Below are 17,251 nucleotides of genomic sequence, written 5' to 3'. Positions count from 1 at the left end.
CCTCTGGCCCGGTGCCTAGCGGATGTTCGGGTCGAAGGTGAAGATCACCAGCGTGCCCAGCAGGACGGTGAAGACCGTGGCGGTGTACAGGAGCATCTTGAGCCAGAAGCGGGCGTTCGCCCGCTCGGCGTAGTCGTTGATGACCGTACGGAGGCCGTTGGCGCCGTGGAGCATGGCGAGCCAGAGCATCGCCAGGTCCCACATCTGCCAGAACGGCGAGGCCCAGCGGCCCGCCACGAAGGCGAAGCCGATCTTGGAGACACCGCCGTCGAGCACCAGCTGGATCAGCAGGTGGCCGATGACCAGGACGACCAGCACGATGCCCGACAGGCGCATGAAGAGCCAGGCGTACATCTCGAAGTTGCCGCGCGTCGACTTCGGCGACTTGCCCGTCCGCTTGCGCGGGGGCTCGATCACCGGGGCCGGGTGGTCGACGTCGTACAGGCTCACGCCTTCGACGTCACCGATCGCGGAAGAGGTCTCGGTCGACATGGGCCTCAGCTCCCGAAGAGTTCACGTACGGCGTGACCGAGGACGGGGTACAGGGCCCCCACCATCAGCACGATCCAGATGCCCAGCACGGTCCAGAGCATCTGCTTCTGGAAGCGCGGGCCCTTGGACCAGAAGTCCACGGCCACGATCCGCAGACCGTTCAGCGCGTGGAAGAGGATGGCGGCGACCAGGCCGTACTCGAGGAGAGCCACGATCGGGGTCTTGTAGGTGGCCACGACATCGTCGTACGCCTCGGGGGAGACACGGACGAGAGCGGTGTCCAGGACGTGTACGAACAGGAAGAAGAAAATGAGGACACCGGTGACTCGATGAGCCACCCAGGACCACATGCCTTCCCGGCCGCGGTACAGCGTTCCAGCCGGCACGGAAAACCCTCCGGGAGCGGGGATCGGGGTCGGCCGGCTTGACTGTCGGTCTGACCCGGCCGGGTACGGTCCACCGGCCCCGGCCATGGTAGCGACGCTTTGTCGGTTCGTTGGCGCCGGGGCCCTCGCTGTGATCAAAGAGGCAATCGATCAGCCACGGACGGACTAGGGGCGCCGGACCCCGGCGCGGTGCCCGGACGCGGGTGCGGGGCACGTGGAGTGCCGGGGGAGAGGGGCGCCGGGGCGCCGGGGTGCGGGTGCGGCCGGGCGTCGGGGGCAGGCGCGGTCACCAGCTCGACGATGCGTCCCCGGGCGAGGCGCCGCATCTCCTCCGCCGTGAGCGAGCGCTCCTCGTCCGGGTCGTGGGAGAGCCGGGCCCTGATGCCGGCAAGCACCTGGTCCACCTGCCGGGAGGGCCGGTGGCCGTCGAGGCAGATCACGAAGGCGTGGCCGAAGCGGCTGACGTACGCCGCGTGCGCCGCGCGCAGCGCCAGATGCGCCGCGCGGGGCGCGTCCTCGTGGAGCGCGGGGGCCGCCTCGCCGGCGAGCGCCTCCGCGACATCCGTGGGAGACAGGTCGTAACCCGCCTCGTCGGAGGCGGCGAGCAGGGAGTCGAGATCGGGATACGGGCGGTGGGAGGCCATGCGGTGCGCCCAGCGGACGCTGCCGCAGCACTCCAGCAGGGCGGCCTCCGCCACGGCGAACGGAGCCGCGTTGAACCGGGCGAGCCCGTCGGCGCCGCGCCCCACCGCGTCACCGTCGACGGGGCCGGAGCCGTGGTCCCGGACCGGGGCGTCGGCCGGGGCCGGGTGCGGCGGCGCCGGGACGGGGGCGCGGTCGTGGACGGGCGCGGCCGCCCGGCCGGTCGGCCGCGTCTGCTCCGGCAGGCCGGCGGTGGGCTCGCTGGACCTGGACAGCGTGGACTCCTCGGACGAATGACATCGGTGACCCTGGAGAGGGGTTCGGAAGGCAGCGAGGTTGCACGGAGGACGAAAGTGAAGGGAGAGGTGTATGTGCCGCAACGGTAGCGAGAGCAGACGACACCCGTCCGGCGGAACCCAGCAAACCACTCGAACGAAAGAGTTTCCCCACGTTTGACTGACGGCGTGTCCGGTCACCGGATCGCTCGTTCGGGGGAAGACAGGGTCGGCTTCCCGTCTTCGCCGCCCTTCCCGCGTCACCCTGCGGGGTGCGCCTTCGCTCATCGACCCCTCCTCCCCGCCCCCACGCCCCGGAGGTTCCCACCCCATGTTCCCCTCACGCGGTGCCCTCGCCGCCGGAGCGGCGCTCACCGCCGCCGCGCTCACCCTCGTCTCCTGCGGCTCGGGAAACGGCGGCTCCGAGTCGGGCGGTGACACCGCCTCGCCGTCACCGTCCATATCCCCGTCGCCCGCGGGGACGTCGACGGAGGCCGACTCCCCCTCCCCGTCGCCCACCCGCGACTACCCCCTCTCCCGGGCGCCCCGCACCATCCCGGCCGTCCGCGAGCACACCGCCGCCCGTGGCCCGGGCTGGAAGCCCGCCTCCTCGGGCGGGGTGGTCGTCGCGGACGGCAGCGGGGCCCTCGCCGACGAGGCCCGGCTGCTCGCCCGGGAGCTGAAGCTGCGCTACCGGGGCGAGACGGCCCCCCGTACGGGTGACGTGGAACTCTCCCTGGACAAGGGGGCGAAGAGCGGCGCCGAGTCGTACACCCTCACCGCCCGGGACGGCCGGGTCACCATCAGCGGACCCGACGAGGCCGGCGTCTTCTGGGGCACCCGCACCCTCAAACAGTCGGTCGCCGCCGACGGCTCCTTCCCGGAGGGCGTCGTCAACGACCGCCCGGACCGGCCGCAGCGCGGGCTCAACCTGGACATCGCGCGCAAGCCGTACAGCGTGGAGTGGATGGAGAACCGGCTCCGCGATATGGCCGACCTCAAGATGAACCAGTTCGGGCTGCACTTCTCCGACGACCAGGCGTTCCGCATCGAGTCCCGCTCGCACCCCGAGATCGTCGCTCCGGACCACCTCAGCCAGGCCGAGGTGAAGCGGATCCTCGCCCTGGCGAAGAGTCTGCACATCGAAGTCGTCCCCGAGATCGACTCGCCCGGACACCTCGGCGCGGTGCTCGCCGCCCACCCCGACCTCCAGCTCCGCAGCGTCGCGGGGACGGCGTCGAAGGGGTCCCTCGACCTCTCGAAACCGGGTGCGGCGAAGCTGATCGACGAGCTGCTCGACGAGTTCACCGGCCTCTTCCCCGGATCGTTCTGGCACCTGGGCGCCGACGAGTACCAGGCCCTCACGGTCCCGGACCCCGACGCCTCGTACCCGCACCTGCTCACCGCCGCCCGGCAGAAGTACGGCGACGGCGCCACCATCGAGGACCTCGCCACCGGCTGGCTCAACGACCGCGCCGCCGTGGTCCGCCCGAAGGGGAAGACCGCGAAGGCGTGGAACGACGGCCTCTTCAGCGGCGGCACCGTACAGGCGGACAAGCGGATCGAGATCGAGTACTGGACGGGCAAGGAGATCGGCGCCCGCGAACCGGAGGCGTACCTGAGCGAAGGCCGGCCGGTGGTGAACCTCAACGACGAGTTCCTCTACTACGTGCTCGGCCAGCCGAACACCTTCGTCTACCCGACCGGGGAACGGATCTACGAGCAGTGGACCCCGCTGGTGCTGCGCGGCACCCGGCCCGTACCGGCGCGGTACTCCGGCCAGATCCTGGGCGGCCGGTTCGCGGTCTGGGGCGACTTCCCGAACGCCCAGACACAGGCGCAGGTGGCCGAGGGCATCCGGATGCCGCTGCGGGCCACCGCGCAGAAGCTCTGGGTGCCGGGCACCCCGGGGCTGAGCTGGGCGGAGTTCCGGACCCTGGCATCGGAGATCGACGGGCGGAAGTGAAGGGCTGTGGGACGAGGACGCTCCCGGCTCCGGCGGGCCGGGAGCGGTGACCGGAGGCGGTGCGACGACCGGAGGCGGTGCGGCGACCGGAGGGCGGGGACATGGGTGAGGGACACGGGCGGAATCAAGCCATCCCCGCGCGGCCCGGACGGCCCGGAACAGAACTGCGGCTGCGGAGGTCACGGGTGGGGTCGGGTTCCGTCGGCAAAAATTACGCCGGGCCGGAGTCATTTTTCGTGATTTCTGGGATTGTTGTGGCCGGTGGGGCGCTCCGGCGGCGCCCCGGCACGCGTTCCCTGCCTGCGTGCGGTGACGTATTCGCGCCACGCGGCGCTGTACGCGACAAAGAAGACCTGGGGGGTACGTCATGAACCTGTGGGACCTCATCGCTCGCGCCGACGCGCGCGCACTGGCCGCGAGCGGCCTCGCCTGCCTCGACCGCTGTCTCCCCCCGGCCCCGGAGGGCGAGGGGCCGGAACCCCTGCGCCCGCTCTGGGCGAGCTGCGAGGACGGCACCGCCTGGGCCGCCCGCCTCGCCGCCGCGCGCGAGACCGTCGCGGCCCTGGACACCCCGGCCGCCCCGGCCGGTGAACCCGGTGCGCGGGAGGCCGCCGAACCGCTCGCACGCATCCGCGCGGTGCTGGACGCTGCCCCGGAGACCTTCGAGGCCGGGCCCCTGCGCGTCTGGGCCGATGCCTGCTCGCTGCTCTCCCTGGAGATCCACCGCGACGCCGACCGGCCCGCCGGAGTGGACGCGGCGGACCTTCCGGACGCGAGTGGGGCGGCGGAGGGCGACGCCTCACCGCCCGCCTCCCTGGAGGCGCTGGAGCTGCTGCGGATCGGCTCCGCCGGGGCCGAGGCCGACGCGGGCCCGCTCGTCGCGGGCGAACTGCGCCGCCAGAGCGAGCTGCTGGAGATCCTCGCCGAGAGCGCCGGCTCACCCGGCAGCGGCGCGGGACTGCGCCGGGCGCTCGACCACTCGACGGAGGGACGCCGGGTGCTGCGCGCGGTGATGTCGCGGCGGGCGCGCCACCAGGCGTGAGCGGTGTCCGGTGAGCGCCCGCGGGACCGGCCGGCGGTGGTCGTGAGATTCTGCGCCCCCGGCCCGGCCGTCCTCGCGCACCCGTCCCGCCCGGTGGCCGGCGGCCCCGCCGGAGGGCGGCCTCCCCCCGCTCACCAGAAGATCGCGATCGCCTCCAGCGTCACCTCGCCGGTGTCCTCGCGCCAGCCGGTCATCTTGCCAAGGCAGCGGGCGGTGAACGTGCCGGCCGGGATCGACCGGCGGGCGTTGCCGGGCGCCACGACGCGCATGTGGACCGGGGGTCGCCGGGTGCCGTACCCGGCCCGCAGGACGAACCCCTCCGCGACGCCCGGTACGGCGGTGAACTCGCCCTTGACCGAGACGAACTCACCGATGCGGCTCAGGGTCACCACACCGCCGTCGGCCAGGTTCTCCGCGAGGTTCCGGTTCGGGACGACCGTCAGATCGGTCAGATCGGCGTGGACGATGACGTCGGCCCGGTCGAAGGCGTCCATGACCACGCCGACCACGTTGATCGGCTTGTCCTTGCGCACGAACTTGCGGAACGTCTCCTGGCTGACGTCCCGCTTCAGCCGGAACCGCGTCAGCACCCGGCTCCAGAAGCCGATGCTGGTGTCGACCTTCGTCCGCAGCTCGACAGCCTCCTCCAGCGCGGACCGGTAGTTGCCGAGCTCGTACAGGTCCATCACCGCCGACTCGTCGAGGTAGAGGCAGATGCTGTACGTCGACTGCCAGCGCCGCATGTGCCGGCGCCGCTCCCGGGCATGGCGCACCAGGACCACCGCGAGCACCAGCGTGCCGGCGGCGGTCGCCAGCCAGACCGTCATCCACGGCCACCACAGGCTCCACCACAGGGCGTCAGTGACAACCACGGATCTCCTTGAAGGACTCGGAAAGGGACGAGCCGGCCGCCTCCACCATCCGCCCGCCCGTCCGCTGCGCCGCGCGTCGCAGTTCTCCCGCGTCGGCCTCGCCGAAGTGGACGGGGTAGGTGGGGACGGCGGCGCGCACGGAGGCGGGCAACGCCTGGTGGCGGCGTACGAACTCCGCATAGGACAGGCCCGCGTTGTTCTCGCCGTCCGTCATCAGGACGATCGAGACGGAGCGGTCGGGATCGGCGGCCAGTTCACGGGCGGCGGTGCGGTAGCCGCGGTCGAGGGCGGACCAGACGGCGGTGGCGTCGCCGTATCCGCCCCGGGCGACCGTGCCGGCGAGGGACGTCAGGTCCTGCGGCCCGGTGACGGTGACGGTCCTCTCCTCCAGCACCCGGCCACCGAACCGGACGACGGTCAGCCGCTCGCCCCGGTAGAAGCGGGTGAACTTGCCGGAGGCGGACGAGTCGGCGCCGCTGAGCCCGGCGAAGGCCTCCCGCAGTGCGGCCATCCGGGCGCCGCGCATCGAACCGGAGAAGTCGAGCAGGAAGACCACCTGGCTCGCGGTGCGCCGGTCGGGGTCGCCGTAATCCGCCAACAGGGCCTCCACCACGGCGGGCCGGTCGGGGTAGAAGAGCGCGTTGCCGAGCGGTTCGCGCAGCGGCGCGTCCCGGGTGACGGTCGTGTTCACGGGGCGGCGCAGCGTCTGCCGCATGATCCGCCGCTGCACCGAGTCGCGCCGCAGCCACCGCACGACCTTGTCGTACGCGGCGCGGCGGGCCGGGTTGAGCAGGAGCAGCGGGAAGTCCGCCAGCACCATGCCGTCCTCGGGGCGGACCACCTCCAGAGGGTCGTCGAGGCGGCCGGTGGCGTTGAGGGCGAGCAGATCGGACTCGTACGTGATGAGGGCGTCGGCCCCGTCCTGGTGACCGGCGTAGGACTCGACGAGGGCGGGTCCGGTGTCGGCGGTGAGGGTCTGGCCCGAGCGGAAGCCGCGCAGCCGGTCGCAGGAGACGTCCTCGGGGCGCAGCGCGGCTCCCGTACCGGCCGCCGCGGTGGCGACCCCGACCAGGGCGGCGAGCCCGCTGCCGGCGTGGTGCGGGTCGGCCATGCCGAACCGGACGGTGCCGGTGGCGGCGGCGTCCGCGATGTCCGCCCAGGTGAGGCGGCCACCGGGTACCCGGGCGCGGAGCTTTCGCGCCACGTCCGGCCGCAGCCCGACGACGACGGGGGAGAGCATCGTGGAAGTGCGCTGCACCCCCCGGATCGCGGTCGTGTCGGTGAGCCGCAGATAGCGGTCGGAGGAGAGCCACGCGAGGTCATGCCTGTCGGGGTCCGGGGTGCGTGTCTCGGCGTCGGCCCGGGTGTCCAGGCGCAGGTCGACACCGGTCTCCTCCAGCAGATCACCCAGCAGGGGAGTCAGTACGGCGAGATCGGGACTGGCGAGCACGCGCAGCCGCACCGTCTCCTCGCCCTCGCCGTCGGAGCAGGCGGTCAGCAGGGTGGCGACGAGGGTCAGGCAGAGTGCCAGGAGTCCCGCGCCGCGCCTCACGGCGTCTCCGTCCGGGCGGGGCAGTCCCCGACGATCTCGATCATCTTCTCCAGCAGGGGCAGCGTGGGCAGGATCGCCCGGGTGTCGTCGGAGGAGGTGGTGGGCACCGGGATCCCGTGCCCGGTGAGAAACCGGGTGAGCGCGTCGCTGGTCGCGCCCGGCGCGGAGTTGCGCGGCCGGAAGCCCAGTTCCACGGCGCGGCGCTGGAGTTCACCGTCCTCGCTGACCAGTTCGCCGAGCCGGGCGCCGTCGTCGGTCAGCGCGACGAGCTGCGGTTCGGTGACGAAGCGGGTGGACGGGTAGAGCAGGACCCGACTGTCGTCGGTCGCGCCCTTCTCGGCCGCGTAACCGATCTGGTGGGCGAGGAACTGGTGCTCGTAGATCACCGTGACGGGGGCGATGCTCTGCCCGTCGGGGGAGAGATACGTTTCGGCCCGTTCGGAGGACGGCAGGCCCTGTTCGACGAGGAGCGGCTTGATCTTCCGGGCGAGTTGTTCGGCCTCGGCCCCGCTGTCCGGTGCGTCGTTCCCGTGCTCGACGAAGGCCACCAGGCCGAGGTAGGTGCCGGCGGAGTTGGACTCGCAGATGTCCGAGGTCTGAGCGAGGATCTTGTTGCCGTTGTGGACACGGTCGCCGCGGTCGATCTCGTCCCAGCGGTAGCCGTCGGCGCGCTCGCGCCGGACACCGTTCCGCCTGCCGTGGGCGAGATCCAGGAACCGTCGCATGTCGAGGGTGTAGTACATCGGCCGGCCGCTCGAGCCTGGCAGGCTCTGCGCCACGCCTTCCGCGGTGAGCACCTCGGCGTACTGGCGGTAGGTCGCCAGCACGATGGGGCTGACGAACGGGCGGTACAGCAGCGCCGGGTGGTTCGCCCGGGCGCGCTCCCGGCTGATCAGGTCGGCGGCCGGCTGACCGGAGGGGAAGACGACGTCGTACCCCCCGTAGTCCTGCTGGGCGATCTCGCGCGAACCCATGTTGGTGATGTGCACGCGGAAGCCGTGCTTCATCAGCAACCGCTCGACCACCGGGTCCTGGAAGAAGTCCCTCTTCGAGGCCATTTTCGCCTCTATGGTGACCACGTGCCGCATCGGCAGCAGCAGGTTCCCGGAGGCCACGAGCAGGGCCAGCCCCACGACCGGAACGGGCAGCGCCGCGGCCAGCGTCCTGCGCAGGCCCCGGCGCGAGGGTCTGGTGACCTCCAGCGTCGGCTCTTCGGTGACGGGTCTGTTCGCAGGCACCTGCGTTTCCCTTCATGACGCCGGTCTCCCCCGTGAGCCCGGGCCAGGATTGTCGGTGACAGCGGTGTACCCCGAACAACGTTGCGAGGAACGGAAGTTGAACGGAAAGGGAGGATCTGCGGCGAACGGCGGGACACGGTGACGGTGGGTGGCGGGCCGGTCGGGCCCGTCCGGTTCCTACGAGCCCCGCAGCCCGCGGTCCCCGCGATTCTGTGCACCCGTCAGAGTCGGTGACCGGGCGGGGGGATGACGTGGCGTCGCGTCCGTGAGCGGCGCACCACACGGGGTCACGGGAAGCTCTCGCGCCGGGGCTTTCCGTGATCGCGCTCGCACCCTCCGTGCGCGCGCACGGCCGACCGGGCCCGTGCGAAGTCCGGCCGACAGGCTCCCTGGGCCGCCGATCGCCACGGCACGGGCCCGGGTAATATTTGCCCTATGACAACACTTGGCGCTTCCGCTGGTGGAGCTCCCCTGCCGGTGCTCGCGCCGCACGGTGAGATCGACGAGGACACGCTTGAGCCCCTGGAGAGGCAGATCGAAGAAGCCATCGCCTCCCACGGCGGCCTCATCCTGGACGCCGGCGACATCACCTTCGGTGACTCGACGTTCCTCCAGCTGATGCTCGCCACGCACCAGCGCGCCCACCTGCGCATCGCCGCGCTCTCCGTGCCCCTGCGCCGGCTCTTCGCCATCACGGGGACCGACACGGTGCTCCACCTGCACCCCGATCTCGAAGACGCCATCGCGGCGACGTCCCGGACCGGGCACGCCCCGGAGGCGTAGGGACCGGCGGGCTAGGGACCGGAGGCGAGGGCGGCTCCCGCCGGTGTTCGACCCGGCCTGGCAACCGGTCTACTTGCGGTTCGCCCGATGGAGCGCGGATCGGGTCTGGGCACGGCACCACCGTGCGGTCATGGACGAACCCGGCGCCCAAGGCGAGCTGGACCGGTCGCGGTGCGCGATCGAATCCGTCAGTGTCCGGGCCGGGAAGGAGAGCTTCTGACCGGACCGAATCCGACTTACCGCGGCATGTTGGGATCATAGGTTCATCCGGTCACCGACCAGGACGGACTGCGACTGTCATCGGGGGTCGCCGGTGCCGACATGCCTGACAGCCAGGGCCTGGAACTGCTCGTCCTCGGCATCTCGTCCATCCGCTTTCCCCGGCAGAGCGCGCCACAGTCGAGCGGCGAAGCCGCGCGGGTGAGGCCTACTTCGGCCCGCTGGGAAGCTGTCGGGTCTTTCACCAGCTCGCCAACCTTCTCTGCCGCAAGGTCCGCAAAGTCGAAGGCCGCGAGCCGACCCAGTGCCTGCCTGATCGACAGCCAGAGCATCAAAGCCTCCGTAACCGTGCTCCTGATCGACACCCCGGGCTCCTCCTCGCCGTCACCGCCACGAGCGTCCACGATTCCGCGGCCGCCCCACGGTCCGTGACCAAAGTCGCCGCACTCGATCCGACGATCAGCAAAGCCTGGACCGACAGGGGTTGCGAGAACAAAGCCGTGGACACGTAACCCGACTTCGCATCGGCCTCGGGAGCGTCCTGTGCGACCCCGCTACCAGAGGCGCTTGAACGTCCAACCACGCCGACGGGTCTTCGAACGCGCCCTCGGTCGGCTCATGCAACACCGCCGCCTGGCCCGCGATTACGGAATGCACCCCCCCAATCAGCCGCCATTGTTCCAACTGGTCGCCGTCAAACCCACGACCCGCCGCCTCACCCACGAGACCGCTCCCAACTGGCACGACAGATCGAGCAAACGAAACGGACATCGGAGAACGAAACGCTCACTTGAAGAGCAGCAGCGAGGTCCGCATTGCGAAATCCATCGTGGCCGAAGCGTCCAACCCGGTTGTCCCGGGCGTGAAGTGGGATGAACCCGCCGGTCACAGCATGATCACATTCCTCACATCTCCGGGGCGGGCCCCGGCGCAACCCGGATGTAGACCACTCGCCGCGCAATCCACCCAGAACGGGGTCGCATCGGGCGGTCGTCATACCTTCCTGCCTACGCGAGAACGGATTCGAGTTGCTCTCGGGCGCAGATGTCAAGACGATCGACAATGATCAAGGTCTCCTTGTGGAGAAAGTGAACTTGGCGTGAAATCTCCTTCACATACTTCTCCATAAGATCACCTAACTTCGGAGCGCAGGGCTCCGACAGGTGATCGCAGGAGTTGTCATGAGACTCAAGGGGAGAAGGTTCTTCCCGGCTTCAGGGGGGCGGGACGCACTGTCTCGCTCAGGGCCCCGAAGAACAGCGTTGGCAGTCGCATCCGTGCTGGTGGCGGAGACGGCGCTGCTGTCGCTCAGCGTAGGTGCGCCCTTCGCAGCCGACGCGCAAACCGCAGCGGTCTCCGACACCACGGAGACCGCCACATCGGCGGACTCGGTGGCGGCGGCCTTGTTGATGGCGCGCCTCCAGGACCGAAAGATCGAGGTGCTGTCGGAGCGCTCGGCGGACTCCACGACCTGGGCGTTGCCTTCAGGTGAGTTGCAGACGGCGGCGTATGCCGGGCCGATCCGAGTGAAGCAGGGCGGGGCGTGGAAGGACATCGACACCTCGCTGTCGGACACCGGCGCGCATCTGACCCCAGCCGCGGCAGCGGCGGACGTCACCGTCTCCGACGGCGGTGACACGAAGCTGGCGTCGGTGGCCTCGGGGGACGACCGTTTCGGTCTTGGCTGGTCCTCCACGTTGCCGACCCCGACGGTGAAGGACGACACCGCCTCGTACGACCTGGGCGGAAACCAGACGCTGACGGTGACTGCGCTGGCCCAGGGGTTCTCGCAGAACATCGTTCTGGACGAAGCGCCGAACGCTGCCCTCTCTTACCGCATTCCGCTGAACCTGGACGGCCTGAAGCTTTCGGAGGCGGACTCGGGGCATCTGCTTCTGAAGGACAGTGACGGCAAGCTGGTGGCTGAGGCCCCGGCGCCGATGATGTGGGACAGCAGCAAGAACGCCGCCTCGGGCGAGTCTGATCACCAGGCGAAGGTCACCACCGAGGTTGAGACCGCCGCCGATGGCGCCCAGTCCCTGGTGCTGACTCCGGACGCTGAATACTTCGACCAGGACCTGACATACCCGGTGACCGTGGACCCGACGTCGACGCTGGCGGTGACCACCGACACCTGGGTCCAGACCCCGGACTACACGGACTCCCAGGTTTCCTCCACGGAGCTCAAGTCGGGGACGTACGACGCGGGGGCGGACATCGCGCGCGCGTATCTGAAGTTCGATGTCGCGGCCTTCAAGGGCAAGCACATCACCGACACGAACCTTGCCCTGTACTCGTCCTACTCCTCGACCTGTTCGACCTCGGGGGCGGGCACCCAGGTGCGACGGATCACCGGGGCGTGGGATTCCTCGGCCATCACCTGGGGTGCTCAGCCCGCCACCACCACGACCGGTGCGGTCACCAGCACCGCGGCACTCGGGTACAGCACCGCTTGCCCGCCGGGCACCGTGAACTTCGACATCGATGCGATCGTGCAGGCCTGGGCGGACGGCTCGGCCAACTACGGGCTGAGGGTCGCGGGCGCCAGTGAAACCGATTCCTCGACGTGGCGGCGGTACCGTTCGGCGAACTACGCTTCAGGAGATGTGGCCGGCGAGCCGCACCTGACGGTGACCTACAACTCCTATGCCGCAACGAGTGAATCGGCGATCTCCCCCTCGGCGGTGAACGCCTACAGCGGCAAGCGCTACATCACCTCCTACACCCCGACCCTCTCCGCGAAGGTCACCGATCCGGACGGCTCGGCGGTGAAGGGGCAGTTCGAGATCAGCAACGACCCCGCCTATACCGGCGAGGCCACCTACTCCTACACCGCCGTCTCCGCCTCGGTCGCCTCGGGCGGCACCGCGAAGCTGACCGTCCCCACCGCCTCGCCGGTTGCCGGAGCCCACCTGCGCTTCCGGGTGCGCGGCTATGACGGCACGGACTACGGGTCCTGGTCGGGCTACACCACCTTCGTTCCGAACGTCGCCAAACCAGCGGCCCCCACCATTGGTTGTGACACCTACGCCGAGAGCGGTTGGACGGCGAAGGCCGATGAGGCTGTGACCTGCACCCTGGACACCGCCTCCGCCGACGGTGCGGGCTACTACTGGGGTCTGGACGACGCCAGTGTGCCCAAGCGGGTCCTGGACACCACCAACGGCAACGGCGGCGACGCGCTCACGGTGTCCATCGCCCCTGCCGAAGGCTGGCACACCCTGTACGTCAAGACCGTCGACTCCGGTGGAAACATCTCCGCCACCGCCACCTCTTACTCCTTCGGCGTCGGTGAGGACGGCGCGGCCATCACCGGACCTCAGGAGGGGATCACTACAGCCCGCCGAGTCACTCTCGAGGCCAGGGGGCTGAAGACCTACGCCGGCATCCAGTGGTACTACCGCTCCGACGCCGGTGACGAGTGGACGCTCATCCCCGCCTCTGACGTGACCACGGCGTCCAGCGGCGCTTCGGTCACCTGGCCCGCGCCCATGAGCGACGGTGCCGCGGCCAAGCTGACGTGGGACGTGGCGGCAACGCTCGACGTCGACACCGATCTGGAGATCCGCGCCCGGCTGTCCAACAGCAGTACCAGCGCCTACACGGCGGGCCGCAGCATAGGCCTGGACCGGGCCGGCGGCTACGGGCCCGCCCGAAACATCGGTCCGGGCTCGGTCAACCTGCTGACCGGCAACTACAGCGTCGTGGAGACCGATACGGACTCGTTTGACATGAAGCTCCTGCGTCGAGCGGTTTCTCGCACCTCGGAGCGCGATGGAGAGGACGATGCGAGCCTGGTGGACGCCTTCGGCCCTGGCTGGGCGGCGGGCAGCGGAGCCAACGTGCAGGCAGCCGGCTTCTCCACCGTCACGAAGAACTCCGACTCGGCCGTGACGCTGACAGGGTTCGATCAGGAGACCACCATCTCCTTCACCCGCACCAACGGAACGTGGAGTTCCGGCGGAGAGAACAGCCTCACACTGACCGGCACGACAGACGCCACCACCTTCACTCTCGCCGACGACTCCGGCATCGTCTCGACGTTCCGGCTCTCGGGCACGGTCGGCACATGGAAGCTGGACACGGTCGCAGACACCAGCACCTCTGACGCTGTCTCCGTCTCCCAGGCGGTGATCTCGGGCACCGAGATCCTGGCCCGGCCCAAGTACTCCGTCACTGCTGCTTCCGGGGTCAATCCGGCGGACTGCATCACGAACCTGACCAAGGTCGGGTGCCGGGCGCTGGAGTTCGTCTACGCGGACTCGACCACCGCGACCGCCAGCACGTTCGGCGACTACACGGGCCGTGTCAGCCAGGTCAGGCTCTGGGCCGCCAACCCGGGCGCTGGCGCGGCGACGTCGAACGCCGCGGTCTCGTACGCCTACGACAGCTCCGGGCATCTGCGCCAGGTGTGGGACCCCCGGATCAGCCCGGCACTGAAGACCACTTACACCTACGACAGTGCGGACCGCATCGCCACCTACACCGCCCCCGGTCGGCAGCCCTGGTCCTTCACGTACGGATCGATCGGAAACAGCGCCGCCTCAGGGCCGGGCATGTTGCTGACCGCCAAGCGCGCCGGCACCACCCTCGGCGAGCCGGACGCGGTCACCACAGTCGTCTACGGTGTCCCGCTCAGCGGTAGCGGCGCGCCCTACCAGATGGCAGTTTCCGACGTGGCCAGGTGGGGGCAGCAGACCGCGCCCACCGACGCGACGGCTGTGTTCACATCCGGCTCTGTGTCCAGCAACTCCGGCGCCGACCTGTCCAAGGACGCCTACGTCACGGCTTCGATCTCCTACTCGGACGCCTTCGGACATGCCGTGAACGAGGCCACCCCGGGCGGACACATCACCACCCAGGAGTACAACGGAAACGGCGACACCACCTACGAGGTCACCGCCGCCAACCGCGAACTAGCCCTGGGCAGCGCGCCCAGTGCGGACGACGCCCTTGCCCGCCTGGGCCTGCAGAACGAGAGCAACACGGCCCTGCGGGCCCAGCAGCTCTCCACCGCCCGTACCTACGCCGCCGACTCCGGTCTCCTGCTGACCGAGACAGGCCCGCTGCACCTGGTCACCGTCCAGTCCGATCTCACCGCCAGCACCGGCGAGGCATCCATCGCCGCGGGTGACGTACGCGCCGCACGCAAACGCGTCACGTACACCTATGACGAGGGCCGACCCCCCGGAGCCGAAGCCGGCAATCTCGTGACCACCAAAACGGAAGGTGCTCTGATCGACGGCTACGGCACCCTTGCCGACAGCAAGGTCGTAGCCTCCGCATACGACTGGACGACCGGCAACCTGACCAAGGAAACCGCCGATCCCTCCGGACTCGCGCTGGCCACCGGCTACGCCTACGCCTCCGACGGTCAGATCAACTCGGTCTCCAGGCCGGGCTCGGGTGCGGCCGGCAAGACCGTGACCACCACCGCAAGGTGGACGGGCAGCGGTTCGGGAGCCTGCGCCGGACACCCGGAATGGGCAGGCCTCACCTGCACCAAAACGACGGCCCCCAGCAGCGACAGCACTGCGACGACCGTCACCTCCTACACGTACGACCGCTGGGGCAACCGCGCCACGGTCACCGTCACCTCGGGCGGCAAGAACCGCGCCACGACCTACGCCTACGACGGCGCCGGACGTCTCCTTCAGACGACGGTCACCGCGGACACCGGCACGGCCCTTCCCTCACGAACCGTCACCTACGACACGGTCACCGGCTTGAAGCGGACCGTGGCCTCGGACGGCAAGACCGCCTCGTACGGCTACGACGTACGAGGACGCGTCACGAACTACACGGACGGCAGCGGCAACACCACGGCCATCTCCTACGACGGCCTGGACCGCGTCACTCGGACCGCGGACTCGACCGGAGCGACGACCTCGTACGCCTACGGCACCACGAGCGACGGTGACCGCGTCGTCACCGTCACCGACTCCATCGCCGGGAAGTTCCTACTCAGTCATGGGGCCGAAGACCGTCTGGAAGCCGAAACGCTCCCCGACGGCAGCACTCTGTCCATCGAGTACGACCAGACCGGCGCTGCGGTCGAGCGCCTCTACAGCGCCGCGAACGGCACCGTCGAAATGGCGGACATCGTCGCCCGCACCATCACGGGCGCCTACGCGACCGATAGCCGGACAGCAGGCACCTCGACAAGCAGCACCTATACCTACGACGCTGCCGACCGCCTGATCAAGGTGAAGAGCACCGACGGCGACACCCTGTGCCAGACCCGCGCATACACCCTGGACAACGCGGGCAACCGCACCGCTCTGGCCACCAGCACGGACTGCAGCGCGACCACATCCGTCGCGTACACCATCAACGCGCAGAACCAGATCAGCAGCAGCGGCTACTCCTCCGACGCCTTCGGCAACACCACCGCCACAGCGGACGGGACGCAGCACGACTACTACAGCGACGGCACACCGCTACAGGTCACCCACGGAACAGACCGTGAAACCTGGGTCCTGGATGCGGAGCAGCGTCCCGGCACAGCCGTGCTCGCCACGAACACAAGCGGAACCTGGACCACCACCTCCAGCCGCACCAGTCATTACAACGGTCTGCTCGACGGCCCAAGTTGGGACACCGACGGGACCACCTCCAACCGCTACGTCACGGATCCGGACGGAAACCTGCTAGCCCGCACCGGCAGCACCAGCACGACCCGTCTCCAGCTCAGCGACATCCAGGGCAACATCGCCGTCGAGCTCACCACCGACACCGGCGAGGTCACCACCCACACCTACGACGAGTTCGGTGTGACCGCCAGCACGGGCCGCTACGGCTGGCAGGGTGTCACGCAAGCCGCCGATCGGCGGCTTGCCGGGCTGGCACTCATGGACGGGCGCAACTACGCGCCTTCACTGGGGCGGTACCTCAGCCGACGGTCCACCAGCGTGACCGAATCGCCGTCGGCGGACAGCTCACAAGATTCCCCGTTCGCGGACAGCTCACGCGATTCCATCAACCTTCCCTTCGGAACGGAGTACTGATGACCCGGCTCAGACGACTGAGACAGCGGCTCACCGTCGTCCTGCCCATCATGGCGGCGATGCTTCTCATCTCCCCCCCTTCGGCGCACGCGACCAGCTATTACAACAAGTGGGCCTGGAAAAAGGTGAACTGGGTCATCACCCACAGGTCTGTGTACGAAAACAATGGATCCACAAATGTTTCGATCACGATCACCAAGACCAAGCAGACCGTGGTAAAGGCCGAGGTCACTCTGAGCGTCAACGCGACAGGCGGCATGGGCAACTTCATGACGAAGCTCGGAGCGGAAGTCGGACTTTCTCTCATGGCTTCCGGTGAGCATACAAAGTCAACAACAATCACCACCTCCTATACCGTGCCTAAATACAAGAGGTACGTTTTCTACTCCGGAACCAGGAAAGCCAGCGGCCGTCAAGAGCGCTGGGGATGCAGCTCCTCAAGGTGCTCGGTGGTCGGAAAGAGGCAGGGGCAGAGCTGGACAACGCGCTACGACGGCAACTATCAATGCGGAAGCAAGGCGGGGTCCGGCCTGGCGATACTCGCGAAGCGAGAATGCTAGTGAGAATCGAAAACAAATTCAACCTGATGGGCAATCTTGTGAAGAGAGTTTCCCGCACGGTCACGGTTGGGCTGGCTTGCGCGCTTCTGATATGTCTGGCGGCCTGCCAGGCGGAAGGAAGCCGTGGGGCACAACCCAAGCCTGCCTCGACAGCGGCCCCTTCAGCTTCCCCCTGGTCGTGCACTACGCAGAGCATCCACTGGGGCAGAGTCCAACA

Annotated in this window: 12 protein-coding genes; 5 read left to right on the top strand and 7 right to left on the bottom strand. The window is 69.3% G+C overall.

The features are described 5' to 3' along the window. Positions 1-15: 15 nt before the first annotated feature. The 3 genes from PZB77_RS11190 to PZB77_RS11180 form a co-directional block, all read right to left on the bottom strand. Positions 16-492 carry a succinate dehydrogenase hydrophobic membrane anchor subunit gene (locus PZB77_RS11190; protein ID WP_275492428.1) on the bottom strand — a complete coding sequence of 159 codons (477 nt, stop codon included), beginning with the start codon at positions 490-492 and terminating at the stop codon, positions 16-18. Positions 493-497: 5 nt separating this feature from the next. Next, on the bottom strand, positions 498-878 hold the full coding sequence (sdhC, locus tag PZB77_RS11185) for a succinate dehydrogenase, cytochrome b556 subunit (protein WP_275492427.1): 381 nt from the start codon (positions 876-878) through the stop codon (positions 498-500). A gap of 134 nt (positions 879-1,012) precedes the next feature. Then, positions 1,013-1,627, bottom strand: a complete 615-nt coding sequence (locus PZB77_RS11180; protein WP_275492426.1) for a 2-oxo-4-hydroxy-4-carboxy-5-ureidoimidazoline decarboxylase — start codon at positions 1,625-1,627, stop codon at positions 1,013-1,015. A 499-nt stretch (positions 1,628-2,126) separates the two neighbouring features. Between PZB77_RS11180 and PZB77_RS11175 the strand changes: the two genes are divergently transcribed. Continuing rightward, positions 2,127-3,761 carry a glycoside hydrolase family 20 protein gene (locus PZB77_RS11175; RefSeq protein WP_275492425.1) on the top strand — a complete coding sequence of 545 codons (1,635 nt, stop codon included), beginning with the start codon at positions 2,127-2,129 and terminating at the stop codon, positions 3,759-3,761. A 367-nt stretch (positions 3,762-4,128) separates the two neighbouring features. Further along, positions 4,129-4,803, top strand: a complete 675-nt coding sequence (locus tag PZB77_RS11170) for a hypothetical protein (protein WP_275492424.1) — start codon at positions 4,129-4,131, stop codon at positions 4,801-4,803. Positions 4,804-4,934: 131 nt separating this feature from the next. Here PZB77_RS11170 and PZB77_RS11165 read toward each other — a convergent pair whose 3' ends face one another. Genes PZB77_RS11165 through PZB77_RS11155 form a run of 3 tightly spaced genes read right to left on the bottom strand, consistent with a single transcriptional unit; the run spans position 4,935 to position 8,465 of the window. Then, entirely contained in the window at positions 4,935-5,675 is a 741-nt protein-coding gene (locus PZB77_RS11165; protein WP_275492423.1) for a hypothetical protein, read from the bottom strand. After that, a complete protein-coding gene (locus PZB77_RS11160; protein WP_275492422.1) occupies positions 5,662-7,227 on the bottom strand; it encodes a substrate-binding domain-containing protein in 1,566 nt (521 codons plus the stop codon). The genes PZB77_RS11165 and PZB77_RS11160 overlap by 14 nt, the downstream gene beginning before the upstream one ends. Then, positions 7,224-8,465 (bottom strand): hypothetical protein, encoded by a 1,242-nt coding sequence (locus PZB77_RS11155; protein ID WP_275492421.1) that lies wholly within the window; start codon positions 8,463-8,465, stop codon positions 7,224-7,226. The genes PZB77_RS11160 and PZB77_RS11155 overlap by 4 nt, the downstream gene beginning before the upstream one ends. Before the next feature lie 435 nt (positions 8,466-8,900). Here PZB77_RS11155 and PZB77_RS11150 point away from each other — a divergent pair, with 435 nt between their 5' ends. Further along, positions 8,901-9,248, top strand: a complete 348-nt coding sequence (locus PZB77_RS11150) for an STAS domain-containing protein (RefSeq protein ID WP_275492420.1) — start codon at positions 8,901-8,903, stop codon at positions 9,246-9,248. Positions 9,249-9,511: 263 nt separating this feature from the next. On the opposite strand, the gene PZB77_RS11145 is transcribed toward PZB77_RS11150, so the two are convergent. Continuing rightward, positions 9,512-9,832, bottom strand: a complete 321-nt coding sequence (locus PZB77_RS11145; RefSeq protein WP_275492419.1) for a hypothetical protein — start codon at positions 9,830-9,832, stop codon at positions 9,512-9,514. Positions 9,833-10,729: 897 nt separating this feature from the next. Between PZB77_RS11145 and PZB77_RS11140 the strand changes: the two genes are divergently transcribed. Further along, a complete protein-coding gene (locus tag PZB77_RS11140) occupies positions 10,730-16,474 on the top strand; it encodes a DNRLRE domain-containing protein (RefSeq protein WP_275492418.1) in 5,745 nt (1,914 codons plus the stop codon). Continuing rightward, positions 16,474-17,034, top strand: coding sequence for a hypothetical protein (locus PZB77_RS11135; protein WP_275492417.1), 561 nt, complete (start codon positions 16,474-16,476; stop codon positions 17,032-17,034). The genes PZB77_RS11140 and PZB77_RS11135 overlap by 1 nt, the downstream gene beginning before the upstream one ends. The last annotated feature ends 217 nt before the right edge of the window (positions 17,035-17,251 follow it).

The sequence above is a fragment of the Streptomyces sp. AM 2-1-1 genome (assembly GCF_029167645.1).
Taxonomy (GTDB): domain Bacteria; phylum Actinomycetota; class Actinomycetes; order Streptomycetales; family Streptomycetaceae; genus Streptomyces.
The sequence above is the reverse complement of the archived record's forward strand: the minus strand, read 5'-3'. Positions and strand labels throughout refer to the sequence as shown.

Excerpts from the sequence above, each read along its gene's own strand:
- PZB77_RS11170 (WP_275492424.1), top strand. The coding sequence starts at position 4,129 with ATGAACCTGTGGGACCTCATCGCTCGCGCCGACGCGCGCGCACTGGCC.
- PZB77_RS11135 (WP_275492417.1), top strand. The coding sequence starts at position 16,474 with ATGACCCGGCTCAGACGACTGAGACAGCGGCTCACCGTCGTCCTGCCC.
- PZB77_RS11190 (WP_275492428.1), bottom strand. The coding sequence starts at position 492 with ATGTCGACCGAGACCTCTTCCGCGATCGGTGACGTCGAAGGCGTGAGC.
- PZB77_RS11175 (WP_275492425.1), top strand. The coding sequence starts at position 2,127 with ATGTTCCCCTCACGCGGTGCCCTCGCCGCCGGAGCGGCGCTCACCGCC.
- PZB77_RS11150 (WP_275492420.1), top strand. The coding sequence starts at position 8,901 with ATGACAACACTTGGCGCTTCCGCTGGTGGAGCTCCCCTGCCGGTGCTC.